Below are 22,772 nucleotides of genomic sequence, written 5' to 3'. Positions count from 1 at the left end.
AGACAGGAGTTTTACATTATGATTATCAAATTAAAGAATTCTACAACTGAAGCTGAAAAGCAACACTTAATTGAATGGGCCGAAAAGCAGGGAGTTTCTGTATGCACCGTTACAGGTACAATGGATACTCTGCTTGGTTTTATCGGCGATACTGCGCATATCGATATGGAGCAACTGGAGGCAATGCATATTGTTGATGCTGTAAAACGTATCCAGGCTCCCTATAAAAGAGCAAGCCGCAACTTTCACCCGGAAGACACCGTTATTACCGTCGGCGATGCCGTAATTGGCGGGAAAGAACCTGTAATCATTGCAGGCCCATGCTCTGTAGAATCAGAAGAACAGATCTGCGGCGTTGCTATGGACGTAAAAAAATCCGGAGCAAAAATTCTCCGCGGCGGTGCTTTCAAGCCCCGCACTTCTCCATACTCTTTCCAGGGATTGAGAGCCGATGGCATTAAACTTCTTCTGGAAGCTAAGAAAGAATCCGGACTCCCAATTGTAACAGAGATTATGGATATCTCTCAGCTTCCGCTTTTCGATGACGTGGACATCATTCAGGTAGGCGCAAGAAATATGCAGAATTTCGAGCTTCTCAAAGAACTTGGCAAGACAGAGAAGCCTATTTTATTAAAGCGGGGGCTCTCCAGTACATTAGAAGAATTACTCATGAGCGCCGAATATATTATGAGCGGCGGCAACGAACAGGTCATCTTGTGCGAACGCGGTATCCGCACCTTTGAGACAGCTACCAGAAATACTCTGGATCTATCCTGCATCCCAGTATTACAATCTTTGTCTCACCTTCCGGTGATTGTAGACCCAAGCCATGCAACCGGCAAGGCTGACCTTGTCGCGCCAATGTCACGGGCGGCAATCGCTGCCGGAGCTGACGGACTGATTATCGAAGTACATAATAATCCGGCATGTGCGCTGTGCGACGGTCAGCAATCCCTGACTCCTGCAGCATTCGATGAACTGAAAAAATCTATCGATAAGGTGGCTGCAGCATTATGTTAAAACAGATCATACAGACAGGTAAGCCCTACCCCGTATACATCGGGACAGGGCTTCTTGCCCGCTCAGGAAATATTTTTACCGAAGCTATTGAACATTTATCCGGGAAATCCGTAGTCATCATCAGCGACTCCAACGTAATGCCTCTTTATGGAAGTATAACTGCAGATTCTTTCCGTTCTGCGGGGTGTCAGGTATATACTTATGAAATTCCTGCCGGAGAGACGTCTAAGAACTGGAACCTACTGGGTGCCCTGCTGGAACACCTTGCTAATCTGCAAATTACCAGAAGCGATTATCTTGTCGCCCTTGGCGGCGGTGTTGTAGGCGATTTGACCGGATTTGCTGCTTCTATCTATATGCGCGGTATCTCATTTTTACAAATTCCTACTACCCTGCTTGCAGCTGTAGATTCTTCTGTGGGCGGCAAAACTGCCGTAGACCTACAAGCAGGTAAAAATCTTGCCGGTACTTTCTGGCAGCCGGAAGCCGTGCTTTGTGATACAGACGTATTCCACACACTTTCCAGAGAAATTTTCCTGGACGGCGTGGCAGAAAGCATCAAATACGGTATTCTCAGAGACAGGCAACTATTTCTTTCCATCCTGAATGGCGGACTGGAACATACATGCAATGACATCGTTGCAGCATGTATCGCCATGAAAGGAGAAATTGTATCTGAAGACGAATTCGACCGGGGTACACGGGAACTTCTTAATCTGGGACATACTTTTGGCCATGCAATAGAAGCCTGCAGCCATTTTGCAGTAACTCACGGACATGCTGTTGCCATCGGTATCCACATGGCAGGCCAGACAGCAGCAAAGCTGGGAATCTGCAGCAAAGAATGCAGCCATGACATTACCAATGCTCTTCTGAAGCTTGGTTTCTCACTGGACTGCCCCTATTCTGCAGAGGAATTATATGAAGTTATGCTTCGTGACAAAAAACGCAAAGGCGGAACCATTGATTTAATTCTCCCATATGCTATTGGAGACTGCAGGATTTATCCGGTAACAATCGAACAATTAAAAGAAATCATGCATGCATAAAATAAGAACAGCCTACGAAATTCTATGCTTTACCGCATACAATTTTCGCAGACTGTTCTTATTTTTATGACATTTAACTGAAATCAATGCTCCGAATTGCTTTTTCCTCCGGCACATGTAAAGATAAAGACCAGCAATGCAATTGCCACTGCCATCCACCCTGCCAACATCGAAGTTCCTTTTCCACTGAACATATCATAATATCCTTTCAGATAAATAAGAATCACCAATAAAGGAATTCCATAGGCAACATACAGCCGTACAAAGGATGGGAATTTTATTCCGGAACCGGTGTTTGCTTCTTCTAAGAAATTCTTCCAGCCCCATCCATTTTTCTTCGTACAGAACATTACCGATACCAGGCTTCCAAGAGGAAGCAAATTATTAGATACGATAAAATCTTCCAGATCCAGAATGGTACTGCCTTCACCAAGAAGCTGTACTCCCGACAGTACATTGAACCCAAGCACACACGGCATACTAAGAAGGATAATTAAAACGGCGCTTACCTTCACGCTTTTCTTACGCGTCCACCCCAGCAAATCCATATCAAAGGAAATAATATTTTCAAATACCGCAACTACAGTAGAAAAAGCGGCAAATGTCAGAAACAGGAAAAATAACGCCGACCAGAACCTGCCTCCCGGCATCTGCGTAAAAATATTCGGAATGGTTATGAATATCAGACTGGGACCTGCCCCCGGCTCGATACCGAACGCAAAGCACGAAGGGATAATAATAAATCCTGACATCAGTGCTACAAAAGTATCCAATGCTGTAATTGTAATGGCCTCTCCGGTCAGGCTTCTGTCCTTATCCATATAGCTTCCGAAAATCAACATACTTCCGATACCAATAGACAATGTAAAAAAAGCCTGGCTCATTGCTCCGAAAATCATATTTCCAATTCCTACTTCCCGTATTTTGTCCAAATCAGGAATCAGATAAAAACGAATCCCCTCACCGGCTCCTTCCAGGAAAACAGAATGTACCGCCAAAGCCACCATAATTGCAAGCAGAGCCAGCATCATGACTTTTGTAATCCGTTCAATTCCTCCCTGAAGACCAAAGGCACAGACGCCAAACCCAATGATGCAGACCAAAACAGTCCAAAACATCATTACAGGTGCATTTCCTAACATCTTAGAAAATTCCTCTGTAACCTGCTCCGGGGAAGCCCCCGCAAATGTACCGATTATGCTTTTGTAACAATAATACAGCATCCACCCTGCAACTGTCGTATAGAACATCATTAACAAATAGTTTCCGATAATTCCAATCCACCTTGTCATATGCCAGCGGGTTCCCTCCGGCTCAAGTTTTTTATGCGCCGCCGCAATGCTCAGACGGCTTCTCCGCCCTATTGCAAACTCACACACCAATACCGGAATCCCCATCACCAGCAAAAAGAACAGGTAAAGGAGTATAAATGCCGCTCCTCCGTATTCTCCGCACATATATGGAAATTTCCACACATTCCCTATACCAATTGCACATCCGGCAGACACTAGGATAAAGCCCAGGCGCGAACCAAATTTTTCTCTTTTCATCTCTCTCTCCTTATTTATCATGCACTAATAGAATTGCCTGTATATAATTGATAATATCTTCCCTGCTCTCCAATTAACTGCTCATGGGTTCCTCGCTCAATAATCCTTCCTTGCTCCAGAACCATAATACAATCCGAATTACGGACAGTAGATAGACGATGGGCAATTACAAAGGTAGTCCTTCCTTCCATCAGTTTATCCATACCTTCCTGCACAATCCGTTCTGTCCTGGTATCAATAGAGCTGGTAGCCTCATCCAAAATCAATACCGGAGGATCTGCAATTGCCACGCGGGCAATTGCAAGTAACTGCCGCTGCCCCTGGCTCAAATTTGCACCGTCGCCTGTCAGCATAGTATCATACCCCTCTGGAAGCCTTCGGATAAATCCATCTGCATTTGCCAATCTTGCCGCTGCAAACACTTCATCATCCGAAGCATTCAATTTTCCAAACCGGATATTCTCTTTTACCGTTCCTGTAAATAGATGGGTATCCTGCAGGACGATTCCAAGAGAACGCCGCAAATCAGCTTTCTTGATTTTATTAATATTAATACCATCATACCGGATTTTTCCATCCTGAATATCATAAAAACGGTTAATCAGATTCGTAATCGTCGTCTTTCCTGCTCCGGTAGAACCTACGAAGGCAATCTTTTGTCCCGGCTCGGCGTACAACTTTACATCATGAAGTACAATTTTATCGTCCGTATAACCAAAATCCACTCCGTTAAAGACCACATCGCCCCTCACTTCTACATAATCAACACTGCCGTCTGCCTGATGTACATGCTTCCACGCCCAGCGCCCGGTTCTCTCTCTGCTCTCAACGAGCTTTCCATCCTGCTCTCTGACATTCACAAGCGTAACATAACCTTCATCCGCTTCCTCCTCTTCATCCAGCAATTGAAAAATACGCTCTGCTCCTGCCATAGCCATAACAATTGCATTTACCTGCTGGCTCACCTGATTGATTGGCATACTGAAGCTTTTATTAAAAGTCAAAAAGCTTGCCAGACCCCCCAGCGTAAACCCACCTACATGGTTCAGCGCAAGAATTCCTCCCGTAATTGCACAGATTACATAGCTTACATTTCCCAGCTGCGCATTAATCGGTCCCAGAAAATTGGCAAATGTATTCGCTCTGTCTGCACTGATATACAGAGTATCATTCAATTTCCGAAAAGCTTCTTTATTCTCTTCTTCATGGCAGAATACTTTTACTACCTTCTGTCCGGCCATCATCTCTTCGATATATCCATTCACTGCCCCCAGATTCTTCTGCTGCTCCACAAAATATCTGCCGCTTCTTCCTGCGGAAGCCCTGGACGCCAGTACCATAACGCTAACCATCAGCAGCGTTACCACTGTCAACGGCACATTCAAAATCAACATACTGACAAATACACTGACAATGGTAAATGCACTGTTAGCCACCTGCGGAATACTTTGGCTGACCATCTGTCTCAGAGTATCAATATCATTGGTATAAACAGACATGATATCCCCATGAGCGTGGGTATCAAAGTATTTAATAGGAAGTTTCTGCATATGAGAAAACAAATCGTCCCTCAGATTCCGCAGTACTCCCTGTGTAACATTTACCATAATCCTGTTATATGCGTAAGTAGCGCAGATTCCCACTGCATAAAAACACGCTACTCTGGCAATCGCACGGGCAAGCGGTGAAAAATCCGGCTGATCCGTTAAAAGAAACGGTGTAATATAATCGTCAATCAGATTTTTCATAAACATCGTTCCCTGCACATTCGCAATCACACCCAGAAAAATCAAAAGTAAGACCGCTATACAGTGAAATTTATATTGATGCAGTATATACCGCATCAGCCGTATAAAAATTTTCCCCGGGTTCTCTACCTGCTGCTTAGCGCCCCTGGAGCCTCTGTTCATCAATCCGGCCATAAGCTACTCACCTGCTTTCTCGTCAAAATCACCGCCGCCCTTTGTTTGCGACAAGTAGACTTCACGGTATATTTCATTGGATTCCAATAATTCTTCATGCGTCCCAAATCCATCAATCCGGCCTTCTTCCATAACAATAATACGATCCGCATCCTGAACACTCGCAATTCTCTGCGCAATAATCAGTTTCGTCGTATCGGGAATTTCCTCCCGGAAAGCCCTGCGGATTTTCTTGTCCGTGGCCGTATCTACTGCACTGGTACTATCATCCAGAATCAATATCTTTGGCTTCTTCAGCAGCGCTCTTGCAATGCAGAGTCTCTGCTTCTGCCCTCCCGAGACATTGCTTCCGCCCTGTTCAATATATGTGTAGTATCCTTGAGGAAATTTCTGAATAAATTCATCTGCACATGCCAGCACACATGCCTCCCTGCACTCTTCTTCTGTCGCTTCCTTATTTCCCCATCGGAGATTATCCAGAATCGTACCGGAAAACAATACATTATTCTGCAATACCACCGAAACCTGATTCCGGAGCGCCTCCAGTCCATATTTCTTTACATTGATTCCTCCCACAAGCACTTCGCCATCAGAGACATCATAGAGACGGCTCACCAGATTTACAAGACTTGTCTTGGCACTTCCCGTTCCTCCGATAATTCCAATCGTCTCCCCGGCATGAATTTTAAGATTAATATTCTGCAGTACCGGCCGCGCGCTTCCTTTTTTATAAGAGAAATCCACATTTTTAAACTCAATACTTCCATCCGGCACCTCCAGTATTGGTTCCCGGGGATCTTTCAAATCACTTGTCTCATTCAGCACTTCTGCTATACGCCTTATACTTGCCATACTCATGGAGACCATAACAAATACCATAGACATCATCATCAGACTCATCAATATATTCATACAATATGTAAGAAGGCTCATCAATTCGCCTGTCGTCAATGACGACGAAACTATCATTTTCGCCCCAATCCAGCTGATAAGCAAAATACAAGTATAAACCGTAAACTGCATTAATGGAGCATTATATACCAGAGTACACTCTGCTCTTACAAATATCCGGTAAATATTCTCACTTGCCTTGCGGAATTTCTCCGTTTCCTGTTTTTCTCTGACATACGCTTTCACCACGCGGATCGCCGACACATTTTCCTGAACAGATGCATTCAAATCATCATACTTTGGAAATGCCTCCTGAAAATATCTGGTTGCACGGCTCATAATCAGAAAAAGGAGCGCTCCCAGCACCAGAACTGCAATTAAATAAACCGTCGCCAGCCTTACGTTAATGGAAAATGCCATCGTCATTGCACAAAGCAAGCTTGCCGGAGCCCTGGTGAACATCCTAAGCGACATATGATAAGCATTCTGTACATTCGTCACATCCGTCGTAAGTCTTGTAACCAGTCCTGCCGTACTATATTTATCTATATTCGCAAAAGAAAAGGTCTGTATATGGTTAAACATCGCTTCTCTTAGATTCTTCGCGAATCCCGCTGAAGCTTTCGCTCCATATCTTCCTCCTGCCATTCCTGCAAATAAAGCCACCCCTGCCGCAGCTACCATCCATCCGCCTATTTTATAAATGTGCTGAATATCACCCACACTTACTCCTTTATCAATAATGGATGCCATAAGATACGGAATAATCATCTCCATCAACACTTCCAGTATCATAAACACGGGTGTCGCTATAGATGCTTTCTTATACTCTTTTACTTCTCGCAACAATACTCCAATCATCATCTGTCCCCCTTCTGCCAATCAATCATTTTACCGTAAATTCTCATATATATCAAGAATTCATTTCCCTTTTCTGCTGCTAATTTATTTTATGTTCAAAAAAATCTTGTCATCTAGTTTTCAATACTATATAATAACTATATTGAGGTGATAAATTATGACAATTGACACAAAAGATATGCTGAACAGCATTCTCACCAGCATTTCTAAAATCGACTATGTAAAACCGGAAGACATTCCCAATATAGATTTATATATGGATCAGGTAACGACTTTTATGGAAGCCCAGCTTTCTTCCACCAAGCGTTATCCGGAAGATAAGATTCTGACAAAAACTATGATTAATAATTACGCCAAGAACAATCTTCTTCCTCCCCCGGTTAAGAAGAAATATTCAAGAGAGCATGTTTTGCTTTTGATTTTTATCTATTATTTTAAAAATATTCTATCAATAAAGGATATTGAGACTCTTCTGGCGCCGGTTACAGAAGAAAATTTCAACAATGGAGAGGATTTCTCATTAACTGATATTTACAAGGAAATCTGCCAGCACGAAAAATCAAGAACCAGCTACTTAGCCAAGGATATTGCTCATTCCTTCAAGGCTGCATCCGAGACTTTTTCCAACGCTCCGGAAGAAGACCGCAGAAGTCTGCAGCAATTCTCCTTCATCTGCAGTCTGGCATTTGACGTATATGTTAAAAAACAGCTGATTGAAAAACTAATAGACGAAATGCCGGAACCGGAGCACAAAAAAAAGAAGAAATAGAAAAAGGGAGCAACACGTCTCCCTTTATTTATTGATTCTGTCAAACACCATATCATAACCATCATTTCCATAATTCAACGAACGGTTCACCCGGCTGATGGTTGCCGTAGATGCTCCTGTTTTCTCTGCTATCTCCAGATAAGTCTTCTGCTCCCTCAGCATCTTTGCCACTTCAAATCTCTGGGATAACGAAAGTAACTCATTAATCGTACAAATATCTTCAAAGAAAGTATAGCATTCTTCTTTATCTTTCAGGCTTAAAATTGCGCTAAATAAATAATCAACTGCTTCTGTCCTGATCTTCTTACTCATATTCATTCTCTCCTCTGCACAGAATTAGTAACTAGATACATTTTAGCACATTAAAACTTTAAAGTCTATATGGTGTTCTGAAATTTTACCGATTACGTTTTAAAACAGATAACAGTTTCGCAAGAGATGTATTTGCAATCAGCTCTTCCGGAAATTCCGCTTCCCGCAATACAGCAGAAGAATACAATGTATTTGCAATATCAACATCAACATGGGCATCACTTCCCAATGTAACCATTACATCATACTTCTTGCAAAGTCTCAGCATTTCCAAATCGTTTTTATAGGTATCTTTCCGAAATCCATCCGGCCGCAGAGAAGAATTATTAACCTCCAGAAGCGTCCCTGTCGCTTTCGCCGCTTTAACTAATGCCTCATAATCTACCTCAAACCGCCCGTCATCCGGATGGCCGATAATATCCACCAGCTCATTTTGCATCACATTCAAATAAGCCTGTGTATTCTCTTCCTTCCCTCTGCTCTTGCCATAGCAGGGTGTGTGGATACTTGCAATGGCTATATCCATCTGCTCCAGCCAATTCTGCGCAATATCCACCCTTCCGGTCTCATCCATAATATTCAGCTCTGTTCCCATCAATAACCGTACCCCATATAGCTCTCTGGGTACTACCTTCAGATTTTGAAAATAAAACAGATGACAGCTCCCCGGCATCTGAGGCGCATGTTCTGTAAGCGCAAGGCCTTCCAGCCCTTTATCGGCTGCCATTTTCGCCATCTCCCGAATTGTATTATAAGCATGCCCGCTCGCTAATGTATGTGTATGCGTATCAACCATAATTTTCATTATCCTGTCCTTCTTTCTTTATCCTCATATGGAAACATTATACAGTATGCAATTTTATATTTCTACACATTCTATTTTTAGTACAAAAACAAAAATTTTTCAAGGAGGTTTTACATTGAAAAACAAAGAAACCAAAAATCAAAGACTGATTGATTCCTATGATTATCTGTCAAACGCAGCTTCCTCACAGGATTGTACCGGGCTGATTCCTTTTGCTCCAACCTGTGAAGAAGAATTAGAATCCTATGAATCTGTCTATAGCTATCTTCCACCGGAAATCCCATCAGGCAAAAACACTGCCGACGAACCATAACAGTTAAATCACCGTTAAAATAATCTCCGCATATACTGGAAGAAAAAAAGGATGTTGACTTATTATGGCTGCTTTAGTTCCGGTTAGTGGAAATATTCAGAATATTTCTCCCGTAGGCAGCGACTGCTGCTCTCAGATGGTAACTCTGCGTACCGGCAATACCATTACGAATTTCGTCATATCTCCGGCAACCTATGTTATCCAGGAGGCGAGGCTGCGTATCGGCATGAATGTAACGGCATTCTACGATGCAAGCCTGCCGGTTCCTTTAATCTTCCCGCCACAATACCAAGCAGTTATCATTGGAAGAAAGAGTCCGAATGAAACCATTTATGCCGGTTTTTTTAATAACAATCTTGTGTCAGAAGATAATTCACTAAAGCTTAACCTATCCCGTTCAACCGAAGTTCTTACTTCTAACGGACAGCGGTTTAACTGTAATCCCGGCGGACAGTTGTTGATTGTATATTATACAACCACCACAAGAAGCATTCCGCCGCAGACCACACCAAGACGAATCATCGTAATGTGTTAAAAACCGATATTTCTGCAAAAAACCGACGTGACATCTCTATTCACGCCGGTTTTCCTCGTTTTATCTTAAATAAATTTTATATACGATACTCAAAATACCTTAACTGCGGTTCTGCTCGGCAACCAAATGGGAGGCACCATACATCTCCCGCAGTTTTGGCTTCTCAATCTTGCCTGTCGCATTACGCGGAACGTCTGCAAAAATAATTTTACGGGGACGCTTATATCTTGGAATCTTCTTACAGAACTCGTTAATATCTTCCTCTGTACAGACCACCCCTGGCTTCAACTCAATAATTGCGGCCGCAATTTCCCCCAGGCGATGATCCGGCAGGCCAATGACCGCCACATCAAGAATCGCATCATTTGTCCGCAGAAAATCTTCTATCTGCACAGGATAAATGTTCTCGCCACCGCTGATGATAACATCCTTCTTACGGTCAACAAGGAATATAAATCCATCTTCATCTTCCATTGCCATATCCCCGGTATAAAGCCATCCGTCATGGAGTACTTCTTCTGTTGCCTTGGGATCGTTATAATAACAGACCATAACGCCCGGCCCTTTCACCGCCAGTTCTCCGGTCTCTCCCTGTTTCACCGGATTCCCTTTGTCATCAATAATCTTCGTCTTCCATCCGTATCCGGCTATACCAATAGCGCCTACCTTATGAATGTTTTCAACTCCAAGATGTACGCACCCCGGTCCAATCGACTCACTAAGGCCGTAATTCGTGTCATATTGATGCCTCGGGAAATACTCTTTCCAGTGCTTAATCAGGCTTGGCGGAACAGGCTGTGCCCCAATATGCATCAACCGCCACTGATCTAATTGATAATCCTCAAGATGAATATCTCCATTATCTATGGCCAGAAGAAGATCCTGCGCCCACGGTACTAAAAGCCACACGATTGTACATTTTTCCTCCGAAACGGCACGCAGAATAAATTCCGGATTCGTCCCCTTCAAAAGAACTGCCTTGCCGCCCGTCAGAAAACTTCCAAACCAATGCATCTTCGCTCCCGTATGATAAAGCGGCGGAATACATAAAAACACATCATCCTTCGTCTGTCCATGATGGTTCTGTTCAACCTTTGCAGAGTGCATCAAAGCCTGATGGGTATGTAAAATTGCTTTTGGGAAACCTGTCGTTCCCGATGAAAAATAAATTGCAGCATAATCTTCATCTGTAATATCGACCTTCGGAGGCTGACTGGAACAGTTTGCAGTATGGGCAGTATAATCTTCTGCAAATCCCGGGCATCCATCTCCCACATAGTAAAGGAGCCGATGCTCACTGATATTATCAGCTATTTCCTCCACACGTCCGATAAATTCCGGCCCGAATACCAGCACATCCACTTCTGCCAGCTCCACACAATACTGAATCTCATCTGCTGAATACCGGAAATTAAGGGGCACAGCCAACGCTCCCGTCTTCAGAATTCCAAAATAAATTGGAAGCCATTCCAGACAGTTCATAAGAAGAATTGCCACCTTGTCCCCTTTCTGGACGCCCCTTTCCAAAAGCAGATTTGCAAAACGGTTCGCCTTTTCATTAAATACATTCCAGGTAATCTCACGCCTGTAATAAGGTGTCCTCACCGGCTCAATCAACTCATATTCCTTCCAAGTAACCCGTCTCGTCTCCGGCATCTCCGGATTAATCTCAACCAGGCATATATCATCGCCATATAACCGGCAGTTCTTCTCTAAAATCTCCGTAATAGGCATTGAAAAAATCCCCTTTCCTCTCTACGCCCTTCCACTTTAGCGCTTTTACTCGTTAAAGTCTATGATACCCAATTTCCCTGCAAATGTCAATCCTTATTTCACAACATTCCTCATCGTGAATATACTATAGCATTAAGAATTTAAGGAGGATATTTATGAAAAAGCGTTTCATTGCCGTACTGCTTGTTTCTGCTATGGTTCTGGCTTCCTTTACTGCATGCTCTTCGGACAGCGCATCGGAAACCACCGGAAATACTGACAGTCAGACAACCAAAGATACGGACGATACCAAGACAGAAACTAAGGATACTTCACCGACAAAAGTCGTGTTAAATGAAGTAGCACACTCTATTTTCTACGCTCCAATGTATGTTGCAATTGAAGAAGGGTATTTTGATGAGGAAGGAATTGAACTCGATCTAGTGTGTGGATTTGGAGCCGATAAAACCATGACCGCAGTTCTTTCCGGCGAAGCCGATATTGGATTCATGGGTTCTGAAGCTTCTATCTACACCTACAATGAAGGTGCCAACGACTACGTAATTAATTTTGCCCAGCTTACCCAACGTGCCGGGAACTTTCTTGTTGCAAGAGAAGAAATGCCGGATTTTAAATGGGAAGATCTAAAAGGAAAATTAGTGCTTGGCGGTCGGAAAGGCGGTATGCCGGAAATGGTATTTGAGTATATCCTCCGCCAGAACGGCATTGAACCGGGAAGTGATGTAACCATCGATCAAAGTATTGATTTCGGATCCACCGCAGCAGCATTTTCAGGTGGGCAGGGGGATTTTACCGTCGAATTTGAGCCATCCGCCACACTGCTTGAATCAGAAAACAAAGGCCACGTTGTCGCTTCGCTGGGAACTGACAGCGGTTATGTGCCTTACACTGCATTTTCTGCCAAAAAAAGCTACATTGACAACAATCCTGAGGTCATCCAAAGCTTCACCAATGCGCTTCAGAAAGGCATGGACTATGTACAGACCCACTCTCCGGAAGAAATTGCTAAAATTATCGAGCCGCAGTTCAATGAGACGGAGCTGGATACAATAACAACAATTGTAACCAGATATTATGATCAGGACACTTGGAAAGAAAACCTGGTTTTTGAAGAAGAAAGCTTCGAACTTTTGCAGGATATTCTGGAAGACTCCGACGAACTTTCAAAACGCGCGCCTTACGAAGACCTTGTTACCACAGAGTTTGCAAAGGAAGCTGCCAAATAAACCACACATTAAAAAAAGGGGACAGCACACACCAGAACTGTCCCCTTATAAAAGTTCTTCTTTTTATAGAAAATACGCAAAGACTGAAGCGCCAACTACAGTGCAAAGCCCTGCCACAACAATTGCAAGACTGCTCATAGCTCCTTCCACTTCTCCCATCTCCATTGCTTTTGCTGTTCCTATTGCATGTGACGCTGTTCCGATAGCAAGTCCTCTGGAAATGGAACTGCGTATGCGGAATATTCTACAGACAAATTCCGCCGACATATTTCCCAACACTCCCGTTATAATAATAATTGCAACGGAAATAGTAACATATCCGCCCAATTCTTCTGAAACACCCATTCCAATTGCTGTCGTAATGGACTTGGGAAGTAACGTGACATATGCTTCGTGGGACAGACCAAAAAGCACCGACATCCCCCACACTGTAACCAGGCTGGCCAGCACTCCCGCAACTATCCCGCCCAAGATTGCCATCAGATGTTTTTTCAACAGCTCTCTCTGCTGATACAAGGGAACCGCAAGGCTTACCGTTGCCGGAGTCAGAAGATACGCCAAATACTGGGCGCTGGAATTATAACTGTCATAATCCACATGGAATATCGAAAGAAAAAGGATTACCAATACAATGGAAACCAACAGTGGGTTGAATATTGCCAGTTTTAACTTGTTTTTCATGAAAATCCCGATTTCATAAGAAATCAGGCTAATTACTACCCCTATTGTTGCTGACTCAACAATTACCTGATCCATCTTCTGTCTCTCCTTTCCTTTTTTCCAAACATCTATCCGTAACCTTTCCTGTAACACCCATAACCACAAAAGTAGACACAAGTGTTATGACAGAAACCGGCAGAACAATTCTTTGCAGTTGTCCCCAGGAATTTAACAATCCCACTCCTGCCGGAATGAACATTAAAGGCATAATTTCTATTAAAAATTCTGCCGTCTCTTTCACCTGCTCAAGTTTGATAATTCCGCTCATCAAGAATATCAGCATCAAGAGGAGTCCGTAAATGCTTCCGGGCACCGGAAGCGGAACAAAGTATTTGATAATCTCTCCTGCACAGGTGACGCCAAGAATGATTCCAAACTGTTTCATATACTTCATTTATCTGTTTTCTCCTTCTATCTTATTTTGTCCGCTTAATATAGTAACACAAAATAACAAAAAGTTGAATCCGAAAAACTATTGTTCTATAATAAAGCTATGAATGGAGATTTTATTATGAATAAAAATGAAAAACGCAAAGAAATCAAACAAAAGCAATCTATTCTCAGCCCGGAATATTGCCATTTTGCAGATAAAGCCATCTGTAACAGGATTCTGTCCCTTCATGAGTTTCAAACAGCCGACGTAATATTTTGTTACATAAGTATGGAAAACGAAATCGACACACGCCCAATCATTGAAAATGCCTGGATGATGAAAAAAAAGGTTGCTGTGCCAAAATGCACAAAAAAAGGATGTATGGAATTATATCAAATTCACTCTTATGAAGACCTGGAAGCCGGAAAATATGGCATTCCAGAGCCTAAGAGCAAATGTCTTCCTGTCCCTCCAAATACCATAGACTTTGCCGTCATCCCCTGTCTTTCCTGTGATCTTGAAGGCTGGCGGCTGGGACATGGCGGCGGATATTATGACAGATACTTAGAACATACCGACTTCATAACAGCGGTTGTCTGTCGGCATCAGCTGCTGTCAGAAAGCATCTGTCATGAAACACATGATAAACGTATGAATATCGTTGTCACGGAAGAGATCATGCGCTTTTTATAACTTCCTTTCAGCAGCCCATTTCTTTTTTCGTCCAGCCTACTCTCCTCCCGAACCATCTTTTCCTGTTTTTTCTGATTCTGGAAGCGAAACTGCGGGCTGTACGGAATTCTCTGCTATACTTTCCGTTTTCCTCTTTGCTTCTTCTCTGGCACGATACAAATTAGATGGAAATAAATCCGTCTTCAATTCTCCCATAAGCGTATACTCCTTTCTGCAAAGGAGTATACCCTTTTCCACTTCATTCTATTCCATACTCTACTTAACAAAGAAGAATCATCTGCACCCCATAAGCTTCTTTACTGGATTTCTCTGATTCTTTTACGGAGAGGCAAGACCTTCGACGGCGCTACCGAAAGCTCATCAATCCCCATCTGAATAAACAGCTCTGTCATAGTAGTGTCTGCCGCCAAATCACCGCATATAGATATTCTCTTTCCTTCCAAATGCACATTATTTGCCACAATCCGAATCATCTTAATCAACGCCGGATGATGAGAATTATAATGATTCGTCAGCCTTCCGTTCTGTCTGTCCATCGCCAGCGTATGCTGCGTAAGATCATTCGTCCCAATACTAAAGAAATCCAGCTCTCGCGCAAGTTCACCGCTAATCAGCACAGCTGCCGGAGTTTCAATCATTGCCCCAACCTCAATATTTTCGTCAAAAGCCGTCTTTTCATTTCGAAGTTCTTCTTTTGCTTTTTCCAAAATCTTCTTAGCCGCAACGACCTCTTCCACTGATGTTATCATTGGAAACATAATGGAAATATTGCCAAAAGCAGAAGCCCGCAGAATTGCCCTGAGCTGAACCTTAAATAATTCATTCTTATCCAGAGAAATGCGGATTCCCCGGTATCCCATCATGGGATTGGCTTCTGCCGGAAGTCCCAGATATTCCACTTTTTTATCTCCGCCAATATCCGCTGTACGAATTACAACCTTCTTCGGTCCCATGGCTTCAGCTGCCAGTTGGTATACTTGAAGCTGCTGTTCCTCTGTCGGCAGCTTTCCATTACTTTCCATATAAATAAACTCACTCCGGAAAAGCCCGATTCCATTGGCATCATTACGCAGTACACTTTCAATGTCTTCTCTGGATCCAATATTTGCACATACATCAATCCTCTGGCCACTTTGCGTAACATTATCTTTACCTTTCAGCCTTTCCAACGCCTCCACAGTCTTGATGTTCCGCTTTTTCTTCTCTTTCATCTGTGCCAGGGTCGTCTGATCCGGCTCAATGTAAAGCTTACCTTCAAAACCGTCAATGATCACCATCTTGCCATTATAATCCCTTTTCAACGCTTCCCCCAACCCGATGATGGACGGAATCCCGCGCGTCCTCGCCAGGACAGCCGTATGGGAATTAATGGAACCGTACATGGTTACAAAACCAAGCGCCTTTGCTTTATCAAGCATAACGGCTTCGCTTGGATACAAATCCTTTGCCGCCATAATAAACGGCTCATCAAGGAACATCTTTCCTCTGCGCACTCTCGACAAAACCTGCAGAATTCTATTCGCAACATCCCGCACATCCGCTTCATGTCCACGCACATATCCTGTATCCTGCCTGCCGAAATTCTCAATGAATTTTTCCGCTCCGGTCTTCACGGCATATTCTGCATTCATTCTCTCTTCTTTTATAATACTTGTAATGCTGTCTATAAAATCTCCGTCTTCCAAAAGCATCTGCTGAATTTCAAAAATCATGGCGTTTGTCTCGCCAACTCCCTTTTCGGAGTCACTGCATAATTCCTGAAGTTCAGCTATAGCCCTCTCTCTGGCCTTCTGAAAACGACCGGTTTCCTTATTTACATCCTCTACACTGAAACGGCGTATTTCCTTTTCCCCTCTATTATAGAACACCAGCCTTCCCATGACGATTCCCTCAGATACTTTTTTCCCTGTTAAAGTAATCATACAATTCCTGTCCTTTACTGTCGATTTTCTTCCGTACTATCTGTACCTTCCTTTTTACTTTACACGTTGAAACAAAGGTAGTCAAGTCTTTGTCAGCTTCTCTGATGAAACTCTAATCAAACATCTGTCGGCTCTTTTTCTGCCCAAATCAGACGTTTTATTATGTTTTGTAAAAAATGCAAAACTTTTTCTTGTACGTCATTGACTTTTTTATAAATATGTGCTAATCTTACAGAGCGCGATTATGGATATTTGTTCCAAGTTGTGCAGCTCTATTAATTTTTTTCATTTTTTGGAGGTATGACAATGAGCAAAGGTACAGTAAAATGGTTTAATAACCAAAAAGGCTATGGTTTCATCTCTGATGAATCCGGTAACGACGTATTCGTACACTACTCAGGACTTGTAATGGATGGTTTTAAATCATTGGAAGAGGGTCAGGCAGTTGAGTTCGAAATTACAGAAGGCGCAAAGGGACCTCAGGCAGTCAATGTTGTAAAACTTTAATTGCCTCATTAATCAAATGCAATGTACCTTTTATTTATATAAAACATAGATTCGATTTTAGATATTTAAAAGCAATACTTGTAATTCGATTAAGAAAAGCGGAATGTGCAATACATTCCGCTTTTTTATCACTTTGTTATACATTCGCCCGGTATGCTTCATCTGCAGAATAAACGTCGAAACCGCTTTCCTTCAGGATAGAAACCACTTTCTCCGGGTCGTCGCTCTTAAGAACTGCCGCTGCATCGCTTCCATTTGCAAATGCGTACATATATTCAATATTCACCTTGCCTTCTACAAGCTGATGCATCGCCTTACTTAAGGATCCTGCCGCATGCGGCACACGGAGTGCAACCACCTCTGTCAGCATGGCAGTAATTCCTGCTTCTTTCAAAACTGCACGTCCTTTATCCGGCTCCGATACAATCATTCGGAGCATTCCATAATCAGAAGTATCTGCCAGACTGAGAGCGACGATATTAACCTCCCCGGCTGCCAATGTAGCAAGCACTTCATCCAAACGTCCTTCTCTGTTCTCCAAAAATACAGATAATTGTTTAATTGTACTGTTGCTCATAACGGTTCCCCTCCTTTTATAAACCTCTGTTATCAATGACACGTTTTGCCTTACCTTCACTTCTCTGAATCGTCTTAGGCTCTACCAGTTTTACCCTTACCGATACGCCCAATGCCTGTTTCAAAACGGCCGCTACTTTATTTTTCAGCTCATCCAGCTTACGGATCTCATCGGAGAAATACTTCTCGTCTACTTCTACCATAACTGTGAGGACATCCAGATTATTTTCCCGGTCAACAATCAGCATATAATGTGGTGCCACACCGCCGCCCATAGAAAGAAGAGCCGTCTCAACCTGTGTCGGGAATACATTCACGCCACGGATAACCTTCATATCATCTGTACGTCCGGTAAACTTCTGGATTCTCGGAAGCGTTCTTCCACACTCGCATGTATCGTGCTGAATACTTGTCAGATCCTTCGTTCTGTAACGGAGCAATGGCATTCCTTCTTTTGCAAGGGTGGTAAATACAAGCTCTCCCGTCTCTCCATCGGCACAGGCCGTCTGGTCTGCCGGATTCAACACTTCCGGATAGAAATAGTCCTCATATACATGAAGTCCCTTATGATGAATACAATCCATTGCAACACCCGGGCCCGTAATCTCGCATAAACCATAAATATCGAAACTATTAATATGTAAAATACTTTCAATCTTCTTACGCATTTCCTCCGTCCACGGTTCTGCACCGTTAATGCTTGCCTTAATCTGCAGACGGTCTACAATCCCGGCTTCCTGCGCAGCTTCTGCCAGATACAGCGCATAAGAAGGAGTACATGCAAATGCTGTTGCTCCAAAATCTTCCATACACATAAGCTGACGTTTCGTATTGCCGGATGACATAGGAATTGCCATTGCGCCAAGTGCTTGTGCGCCAAGGTCAAGACCCATTCCGCCTGTAAAAAGTCCGTATCCGTAACATACGTGAATGCGATCTGCACTGGTAAGGCCAGCCATCGTAAGACCTCTCGCCACACATTCTCCCCACACGTCAACATCCTTCTGTGTGTAGGAAGCCAGTGTCAGCTTTCCTGTTGTTCCACTCGTTCCCTGCACTCTGGCAATTTTTTCCTGGGGCACAGCAAGAAGCCCAAATGGGTAATTATCTCTCAAGTCTTCTTTTGTTGTAAACGGAAGCTTATGAATGTCCTCAATTCCTTTTATATCTCCTGGTTCGATGCCCATATCATCCATTTTCTTACGATAAAACTGCACATTTTCATATACATTCTTTACCTGCTTCACAAGGCGTTCGCTCTGCAGAGCCGTCATTTCATCTCTGCTCATACATTCAATTTTCGGATCCCGGATCCTCTCTTTCCAATTTTCTAATGCTACTCCTGCCATTTTCCTTTACTCCTCTTCTTTTATAATTGATAACCTACATCAAATGCGCGCTTATTAATTTCAATCGTTTTCGGCGGTACTGTGTGCTCAATCACTTCATACCACTGCTCCCTGGTAAAATCCATATGCTGCGCTGCAATTCCCAGCACGATTAAGTTAAAGACTCTGGGATTTCCCAGCTTCTTGGATTCCTCTGTTGCATTTACCGTATATACTTTATAATTTTTTTTCAGATTCTCAATAATATTCTCCGGATACTCTGCCGCTCCGATTACTACCGGCATCGGATCGATGCGCCAGTCATTTACAATTAAAGCTCCATCCTTTTTCAGAAAATGTGCATACCGCAAAGCTTCCAGTCTTTCAAAAGCGATAATTACATCTGCCTGGCCCTCTTCTACAATCGGCTCCGCAACATTTTCCCCGTATCGGACAAAAGTCACAACACTCCCGCCTCTCTGCGCCATCCCATGTACTTCGGAAAGCTTAACATCATAGCCGCCGGCAATGGCAAGTCCGCCTAAAATTCTGCTGGTCAGAAGAGTTCCCTGTCCTCCCACTCCAACGATCATAATATTCTTTGCTGCCATTATTTGTCACCTTCCTTTGCTAATTCAATTGCGCCAAACTTACATAAAGTCTCGCACAACCCACATCCAGTACACATTGTATCATCAATGTGGATGGTCCCATCCGTATTTTTCGTCATGGCTGGACATCCGGGCTTCATACACATTCCACACTTTTTACATTTATCCTCATGGGCAATATAGAGCGGCTTCTTTGCTTTGCTAAGCAATACGCATGGAGTCTTTGTGATGATAACCGACACTTCATCCTTCGCCACCTCTTCTTTGACCACTTTCTCCAGTTCTGCTATGTCAAAAGCATTGACCTCAATGACATTCTTCACGCCTATAGCACGGCACAGAGCCGGAATGTCAATTGCATAGGTCGGATCTCCCTGCAGGGTTTTCCCGGTTGCCGCATGATCCTGGTGCCCTGTCATTCCGGTCGTAGAATTGTCCAGAATCATAACCGTTCCGGTCGCTTTATTATACATCATATTCATCAGCGAATTCACGCCTGTATGTAAGAATGTAGAATCTCCAATTACGGCAACCCAGTTCTTAACATATTCTTTTCCTTTCGCCTTCTCCATACCATGAAGGCTGGAAATGCTCGCTCCCATGCAGATAGTCGTATCCACCACACTTAAGGGTGCAACTGCGCCCAGTGTATAGCATCCGATATCTCCTGCCGCATGAAGCTTTAATTTATTCAATACATAATACACACTCCTGTGTGGACATCCCGGACAGAGAATCGGCGGTCTTCCCGGAGCCTTTGCAGGCGCGGCAATTTCAAGCTTCTCACCTGCAATTGCTTCCCGAAGCATATTGGCACTATACTCGCCCTGAACCGTGAAAATTTCTTTCCCAACAGCCTGGATTCCCCAGGACTTCACCTGCTCTTCAATCACCGGATCTAACTCTTCTACAATATAAAGTTTTTCTACTTTCGAAGCAAACTCTTCAATTAATTTTCTCGGAAGAGGATTCACCATACCAAGCTTCAGAACAGAAGCATCCGGAAGAGCTTCCTTCACATACTGATATGGAATACCGCTGGTGATAACGCCGATCTTCGTATCTTTCATCTCCACCTTATTAATCGGCAGTGTATTGGCAGCTTCTGCCAGCTCCAGGTTGCGTTTCTCAATTTCCACATGCCGAAGCTTGGCGTTACCCGGCATCATAACCGTTTTCTGGATATTCTTTACATAGGGCTTGTCTTCAACCTGCTCTCTCTCCTGCAGCTCTACCAGTCCCTGTGAATGGGCAAGCCTTGTAGTTGTACGATACACAAAAGGGCGGTCATATTTTTCACTGAGTTCAAAAGCCACCTTCACAAAGTCTTTTGCTTCTGCACTATCGGACGGCTCCAGCACCGGAAGCTGCGCCGCGCGGGCAACCATTCTGGTATCCTGCTCATTCTGGGAGCTGTAAAGTCCCGGATCATCCGCCACAACAATCACCAGCCCTCCATTTACACCCATGTAAGACACGGTATAAGCCGGATCTGCAGCCACATTGAACCCGACATGCTTCATACAAGACATCGCACGGACACCCGCTACAGATGCACCGATTGCTACTTCCGTCGCCACCTTTTCATTGGGAGACCATTCACAGTACAAATCATCCTTATACTGCACCAGATACTCACTGATCTCGGTACTTGGCGTCCCCGGGTATGCGGCAGACACCTTCACTCCCGCCTCGTAAGCCCCTCTGGCAATCGCCTCATTACCGAGCATAATTACTTTTTTCTTTAACATTTGTAATCCATCCTTTCTTTCATATGATTAGTTTATCATGGATTTTTCAATTCAACAATGCATTTTCCTCTGCATATTTGCGTTTTATCATACCTCTGCGCCGGACTTACGGCATATTGCGCTTTACTTCATAATCCGTAAGCTCTACCTTAAGCACGCAGACAGCCTGCACGGCATTTGCATGGAACTCACAAAAATCTTTTCCCGTCTGCTGCTTCATAATAATTCTCAGCGCTCTTACCTTTTCTTCCGGTTCTGAAAGCATCTCTACTCTCCCATTCCCAATCAGGCTCTCGAAATAATAACTGTATCCGCAGGGAACTTCCGCCTCCATCAGTTCGTGTTTCCCGTCCAGCTCCAGACAAACTTGTGGATTTTTCTTCAACACATCCATTTTCCTTCCCTCCCTGGCACAATGGAAATAGAAGGTAAGCCTGCCGCCATCTTCGGTCTCACAGCCATAATTCATCGGCACCACATAAACTTTTCCATCATCATTCATGCCAAGCCTCGCGACTTTACATCTTCCTACAATTTCTTTAATTTCTTTCCAATCTGTCACTTGTCTGTTCTTTCTTCTCATATGTATCCTTTCCATTTAGGACGTAGTAAAGTGACACTTTACTACGTCCTAAATTAACATTTACCCTGTACCTATGTGTATTATGCCCTATACCTATTAATTTTTGAACACAAATACGGGCATCGGCGGGTTATTTTCTCTATTATAATATTCATTTGTAATCACTGTAAATATTTTAGGAGAAATCTGTTTTAAAAATGCCAAAATCCTGTCTTTTTCCTCGAATCCCGTATCCCCGCCACTATAGATACACAGGCTCATCATTCCACCGCTCTTCAGAAGGCCGAGTCCCCGGCTGACTGCCTGGACACTGGTTTCCGGACAGGTAGCTATTTTATGGTTGCCGCCCGGAAGATAGCCGAAATTGAAACAGATTACATCGATACTTTCTTCTTTGGCATACTGATCCATATGTTCATGACCGTCAAGAATTAACTTTGCTCTGTCTGCCAGTCCCTTTTCCTCCAACTTTTTTTCTGTCATTTCCAATGCTTCCTTCTGAATATCGAAAGCGAGCACACTCCCCTTTTCTCCCGCAAGCTGACAAAGAAACACCGTATCGTTGCCCTTTCCCATAGTTGCGTCGATATAATGTCCTCCGGCCTTCGCCTGCGAACGGATAATTTCATGGCACCAGTGGGTAATTTGTAAATTCTTCATCTACCTCTTCTCTTCTTTCTTTTTCTCTATAACACAATGATAGCGCCGGTTTGAACCGGCG

At 43.5% G+C, this 22,772-nt stretch carries 24 protein-coding genes; 8 read left to right on the top strand and 16 right to left on the bottom strand.

Annotation, left to right across the window (positions count from 1 at the left end; all coding sequences use genetic code 11):
- The first annotated feature begins 18 nt into the window (after positions 1-18).
- Positions 19-1,020 (top strand): 3-deoxy-7-phosphoheptulonate synthase, encoded by a 1,002-nt coding sequence (gene aroF / locus OCV99_RS08790; RefSeq protein ID WP_158369834.1) that lies wholly within the window; start codon positions 19-21, stop codon positions 1,018-1,020.
- Complete coding sequence (aroB, locus tag OCV99_RS08785; RefSeq protein ID WP_158369832.1) at positions 1,014-2,069, top strand: 3-dehydroquinate synthase; 1,056 nt, start codon at positions 1,014-1,016, stop codon at positions 2,067-2,069. The genes aroF and aroB overlap by 7 nt, the downstream gene beginning before the upstream one ends.
- Positions 2,070-2,152: 83 nt before the next feature.
- Here aroB and OCV99_RS08780 read toward each other — a convergent pair whose 3' ends face one another.
- The 3 genes from OCV99_RS08780 to OCV99_RS08770 are packed head-to-tail and all read right to left on the bottom strand — an operon-like array spanning position 2,153 to position 7,293.
- Positions 2,153-3,619 (bottom strand): sodium-dependent transporter, encoded by a 1,467-nt coding sequence (locus OCV99_RS08780; protein WP_158369830.1) that lies wholly within the window; start codon positions 3,617-3,619, stop codon positions 2,153-2,155.
- 17 nt (positions 3,620-3,636) lie between these two features.
- Positions 3,637-5,541, bottom strand: coding sequence for an ABC transporter ATP-binding protein (locus OCV99_RS08775; protein ID WP_158369828.1), 1,905 nt, complete (start codon positions 5,539-5,541; stop codon positions 3,637-3,639).
- 3 nt (positions 5,542-5,544) lie between these two features.
- Positions 5,545-7,293, bottom strand: coding sequence for an ABC transporter ATP-binding protein (locus OCV99_RS08770; protein WP_158369826.1), 1,749 nt, complete (start codon positions 7,291-7,293; stop codon positions 5,545-5,547).
- A 157-nt stretch (positions 7,294-7,450) separates the two neighbouring features.
- Here OCV99_RS08770 and OCV99_RS08765 point away from each other — a divergent pair, with 157 nt between their 5' ends.
- The gene (locus OCV99_RS08765) at positions 7,451-8,062 is read left to right on the top strand and encodes a DUF1836 domain-containing protein (RefSeq protein WP_158369824.1); all 612 of its coding nucleotides are present in this window, start codon (positions 7,451-7,453) and stop codon (positions 8,060-8,062) included.
- 24 nt (positions 8,063-8,086) lie between these two features.
- On the opposite strand, the gene OCV99_RS08760 is transcribed toward OCV99_RS08765, so the two are convergent.
- A complete protein-coding gene (locus tag OCV99_RS08760) occupies positions 8,087-8,374 on the bottom strand; it encodes a YerC/YecD family TrpR-related protein (protein ID WP_158369822.1) in 288 nt (95 codons plus the stop codon).
- An 85-nt stretch (positions 8,375-8,459) separates the two neighbouring features.
- Positions 8,460-9,179: a phosphatase gene (locus OCV99_RS08755; protein ID WP_158369820.1), complete on the bottom strand. Its 720-nt coding sequence runs from the start codon at positions 9,177-9,179 to the stop codon at positions 8,460-8,462.
- 115 nt (positions 9,180-9,294) lie between these two features.
- Between OCV99_RS08755 and OCV99_RS08750 the strand changes: the two genes are divergently transcribed.
- Positions 9,295-9,492 (top strand): hypothetical protein, encoded by a 198-nt coding sequence (locus OCV99_RS08750; RefSeq protein WP_227191764.1) that lies wholly within the window; start codon positions 9,295-9,297, stop codon positions 9,490-9,492.
- 64 nt (positions 9,493-9,556) lie between these two features.
- The gene (locus OCV99_RS08745; protein ID WP_158369818.1) at positions 9,557-10,027 is read left to right on the top strand and encodes a hypothetical protein; all 471 of its coding nucleotides are present in this window, start codon (positions 9,557-9,559) and stop codon (positions 10,025-10,027) included.
- Between the two features lie 99 nt (positions 10,028-10,126).
- Here the strand turns inward: OCV99_RS08745 and OCV99_RS08740 are convergent, their stop codons facing one another.
- Positions 10,127-11,761 (bottom strand): class I adenylate-forming enzyme family protein, encoded by a 1,635-nt coding sequence (locus tag OCV99_RS08740; RefSeq protein ID WP_158369816.1) that lies wholly within the window; start codon positions 11,759-11,761, stop codon positions 10,127-10,129.
- Between the two features lie 155 nt (positions 11,762-11,916).
- Here OCV99_RS08740 and OCV99_RS08735 point away from each other — a divergent pair, with 155 nt between their 5' ends.
- Positions 11,917-12,987 carry an ABC transporter substrate-binding protein gene (locus tag OCV99_RS08735; RefSeq protein ID WP_158369814.1) on the top strand — a complete coding sequence of 357 codons (1,071 nt, stop codon included), beginning with the start codon at positions 11,917-11,919 and terminating at the stop codon, positions 12,985-12,987.
- A 63-nt stretch (positions 12,988-13,050) separates the two neighbouring features.
- Here OCV99_RS08735 and OCV99_RS08730 read toward each other — a convergent pair whose 3' ends face one another.
- Both OCV99_RS08730 and OCV99_RS08725 read right to left on the bottom strand, forming a co-directional pair.
- Positions 13,051-13,743, bottom strand: coding sequence for an LrgB family protein (locus OCV99_RS08730; RefSeq protein WP_158369812.1), 693 nt, complete (start codon positions 13,741-13,743; stop codon positions 13,051-13,053).
- Entirely contained in the window at positions 13,724-14,101 is a 378-nt protein-coding gene (locus tag OCV99_RS08725; protein WP_158369810.1) for a CidA/LrgA family protein, read from the bottom strand. The genes OCV99_RS08730 and OCV99_RS08725 overlap by 20 nt, the downstream gene beginning before the upstream one ends.
- Positions 14,102-14,218: 117 nt before the next feature.
- Here OCV99_RS08725 and OCV99_RS08720 point away from each other — a divergent pair, with 117 nt between their 5' ends.
- Complete coding sequence (locus OCV99_RS08720; RefSeq protein WP_227191760.1) at positions 14,219-14,773, top strand: 5-formyltetrahydrofolate cyclo-ligase; 555 nt, start codon at positions 14,219-14,221, stop codon at positions 14,771-14,773.
- A gap of 36 nt (positions 14,774-14,809) precedes the next feature.
- Here the strand turns inward: OCV99_RS08720 and OCV99_RS08715 are convergent, their stop codons facing one another.
- Both OCV99_RS08715 and ptsP read right to left on the bottom strand, forming a co-directional pair.
- On the bottom strand, positions 14,810-14,968 hold the full coding sequence (locus OCV99_RS08715; RefSeq protein ID WP_227191759.1) for a hypothetical protein: 159 nt from the start codon (positions 14,966-14,968) through the stop codon (positions 14,810-14,812).
- A 101-nt stretch (positions 14,969-15,069) separates the two neighbouring features.
- Complete coding sequence (gene ptsP / locus OCV99_RS08710; RefSeq protein WP_158369806.1) at positions 15,070-16,695, bottom strand: phosphoenolpyruvate--protein phosphotransferase; 1,626 nt, start codon at positions 16,693-16,695, stop codon at positions 15,070-15,072.
- A 306-nt stretch (positions 16,696-17,001) separates the two neighbouring features.
- On the opposite strand from ptsP, the gene OCV99_RS08705 reads away from it, so the two are divergent.
- Positions 17,002-17,202: a cold-shock protein gene (locus tag OCV99_RS08705; RefSeq protein WP_158369804.1), complete on the top strand. Its 201-nt coding sequence runs from the start codon at positions 17,002-17,004 to the stop codon at positions 17,200-17,202.
- Between the two features lie 136 nt (positions 17,203-17,338).
- Here the strand turns inward: OCV99_RS08705 and OCV99_RS08700 are convergent, their stop codons facing one another.
- From OCV99_RS08700 to mnmM, 6 genes are all read right to left on the bottom strand, one after another.
- Positions 17,339-17,779 (bottom strand): amino acid-binding protein, encoded by a 441-nt coding sequence (locus tag OCV99_RS08700; protein WP_158369802.1) that lies wholly within the window; start codon positions 17,777-17,779, stop codon positions 17,339-17,341.
- 16 nt (positions 17,780-17,795) lie between these two features.
- Positions 17,796-19,127: a phenylacetate--CoA ligase family protein gene (locus OCV99_RS08695; RefSeq protein WP_158369800.1), complete on the bottom strand. Its 1,332-nt coding sequence runs from the start codon at positions 19,125-19,127 to the stop codon at positions 17,796-17,798.
- Between the two features lie 20 nt (positions 19,128-19,147).
- The gene (locus tag OCV99_RS08690; RefSeq protein ID WP_158369798.1) at positions 19,148-19,717 is read right to left on the bottom strand and encodes an indolepyruvate oxidoreductase subunit beta; all 570 of its coding nucleotides are present in this window, start codon (positions 19,715-19,717) and stop codon (positions 19,148-19,150) included.
- Entirely contained in the window at positions 19,717-21,468 is a 1,752-nt protein-coding gene (iorA, locus tag OCV99_RS08685) for an indolepyruvate ferredoxin oxidoreductase subunit alpha (protein ID WP_158369796.1), read from the bottom strand. Before iorA ends, OCV99_RS08690 begins: the two co-directional genes overlap by 1 nt.
- Before the next feature lie 106 nt (positions 21,469-21,574).
- Positions 21,575-22,051 (bottom strand): pyridoxamine 5'-phosphate oxidase family protein, encoded by a 477-nt coding sequence (locus tag OCV99_RS08680; protein ID WP_158369794.1) that lies wholly within the window; start codon positions 22,049-22,051, stop codon positions 21,575-21,577.
- A gap of 96 nt (positions 22,052-22,147) precedes the next feature.
- Positions 22,148-22,711 carry a tRNA 5-(aminomethyl)-2-thiouridylate-methyltransferase MnmM gene (gene mnmM, locus OCV99_RS08675; RefSeq protein WP_158369792.1) on the bottom strand — a complete coding sequence of 188 codons (564 nt, stop codon included), beginning with the start codon at positions 22,709-22,711 and terminating at the stop codon, positions 22,148-22,150.
- Positions 22,712-22,772: the final 61 nt, after the last annotated feature.

This window comes from Dorea acetigenes, assembly GCF_025567385.1.
Classification (GTDB): Bacteria; Bacillota; Clostridia; order Lachnospirales; family Lachnospiraceae; genus Claveliimonas; species Claveliimonas acetigenes.
This window is presented reverse-complemented; position numbering and strand designations above follow the sequence as displayed.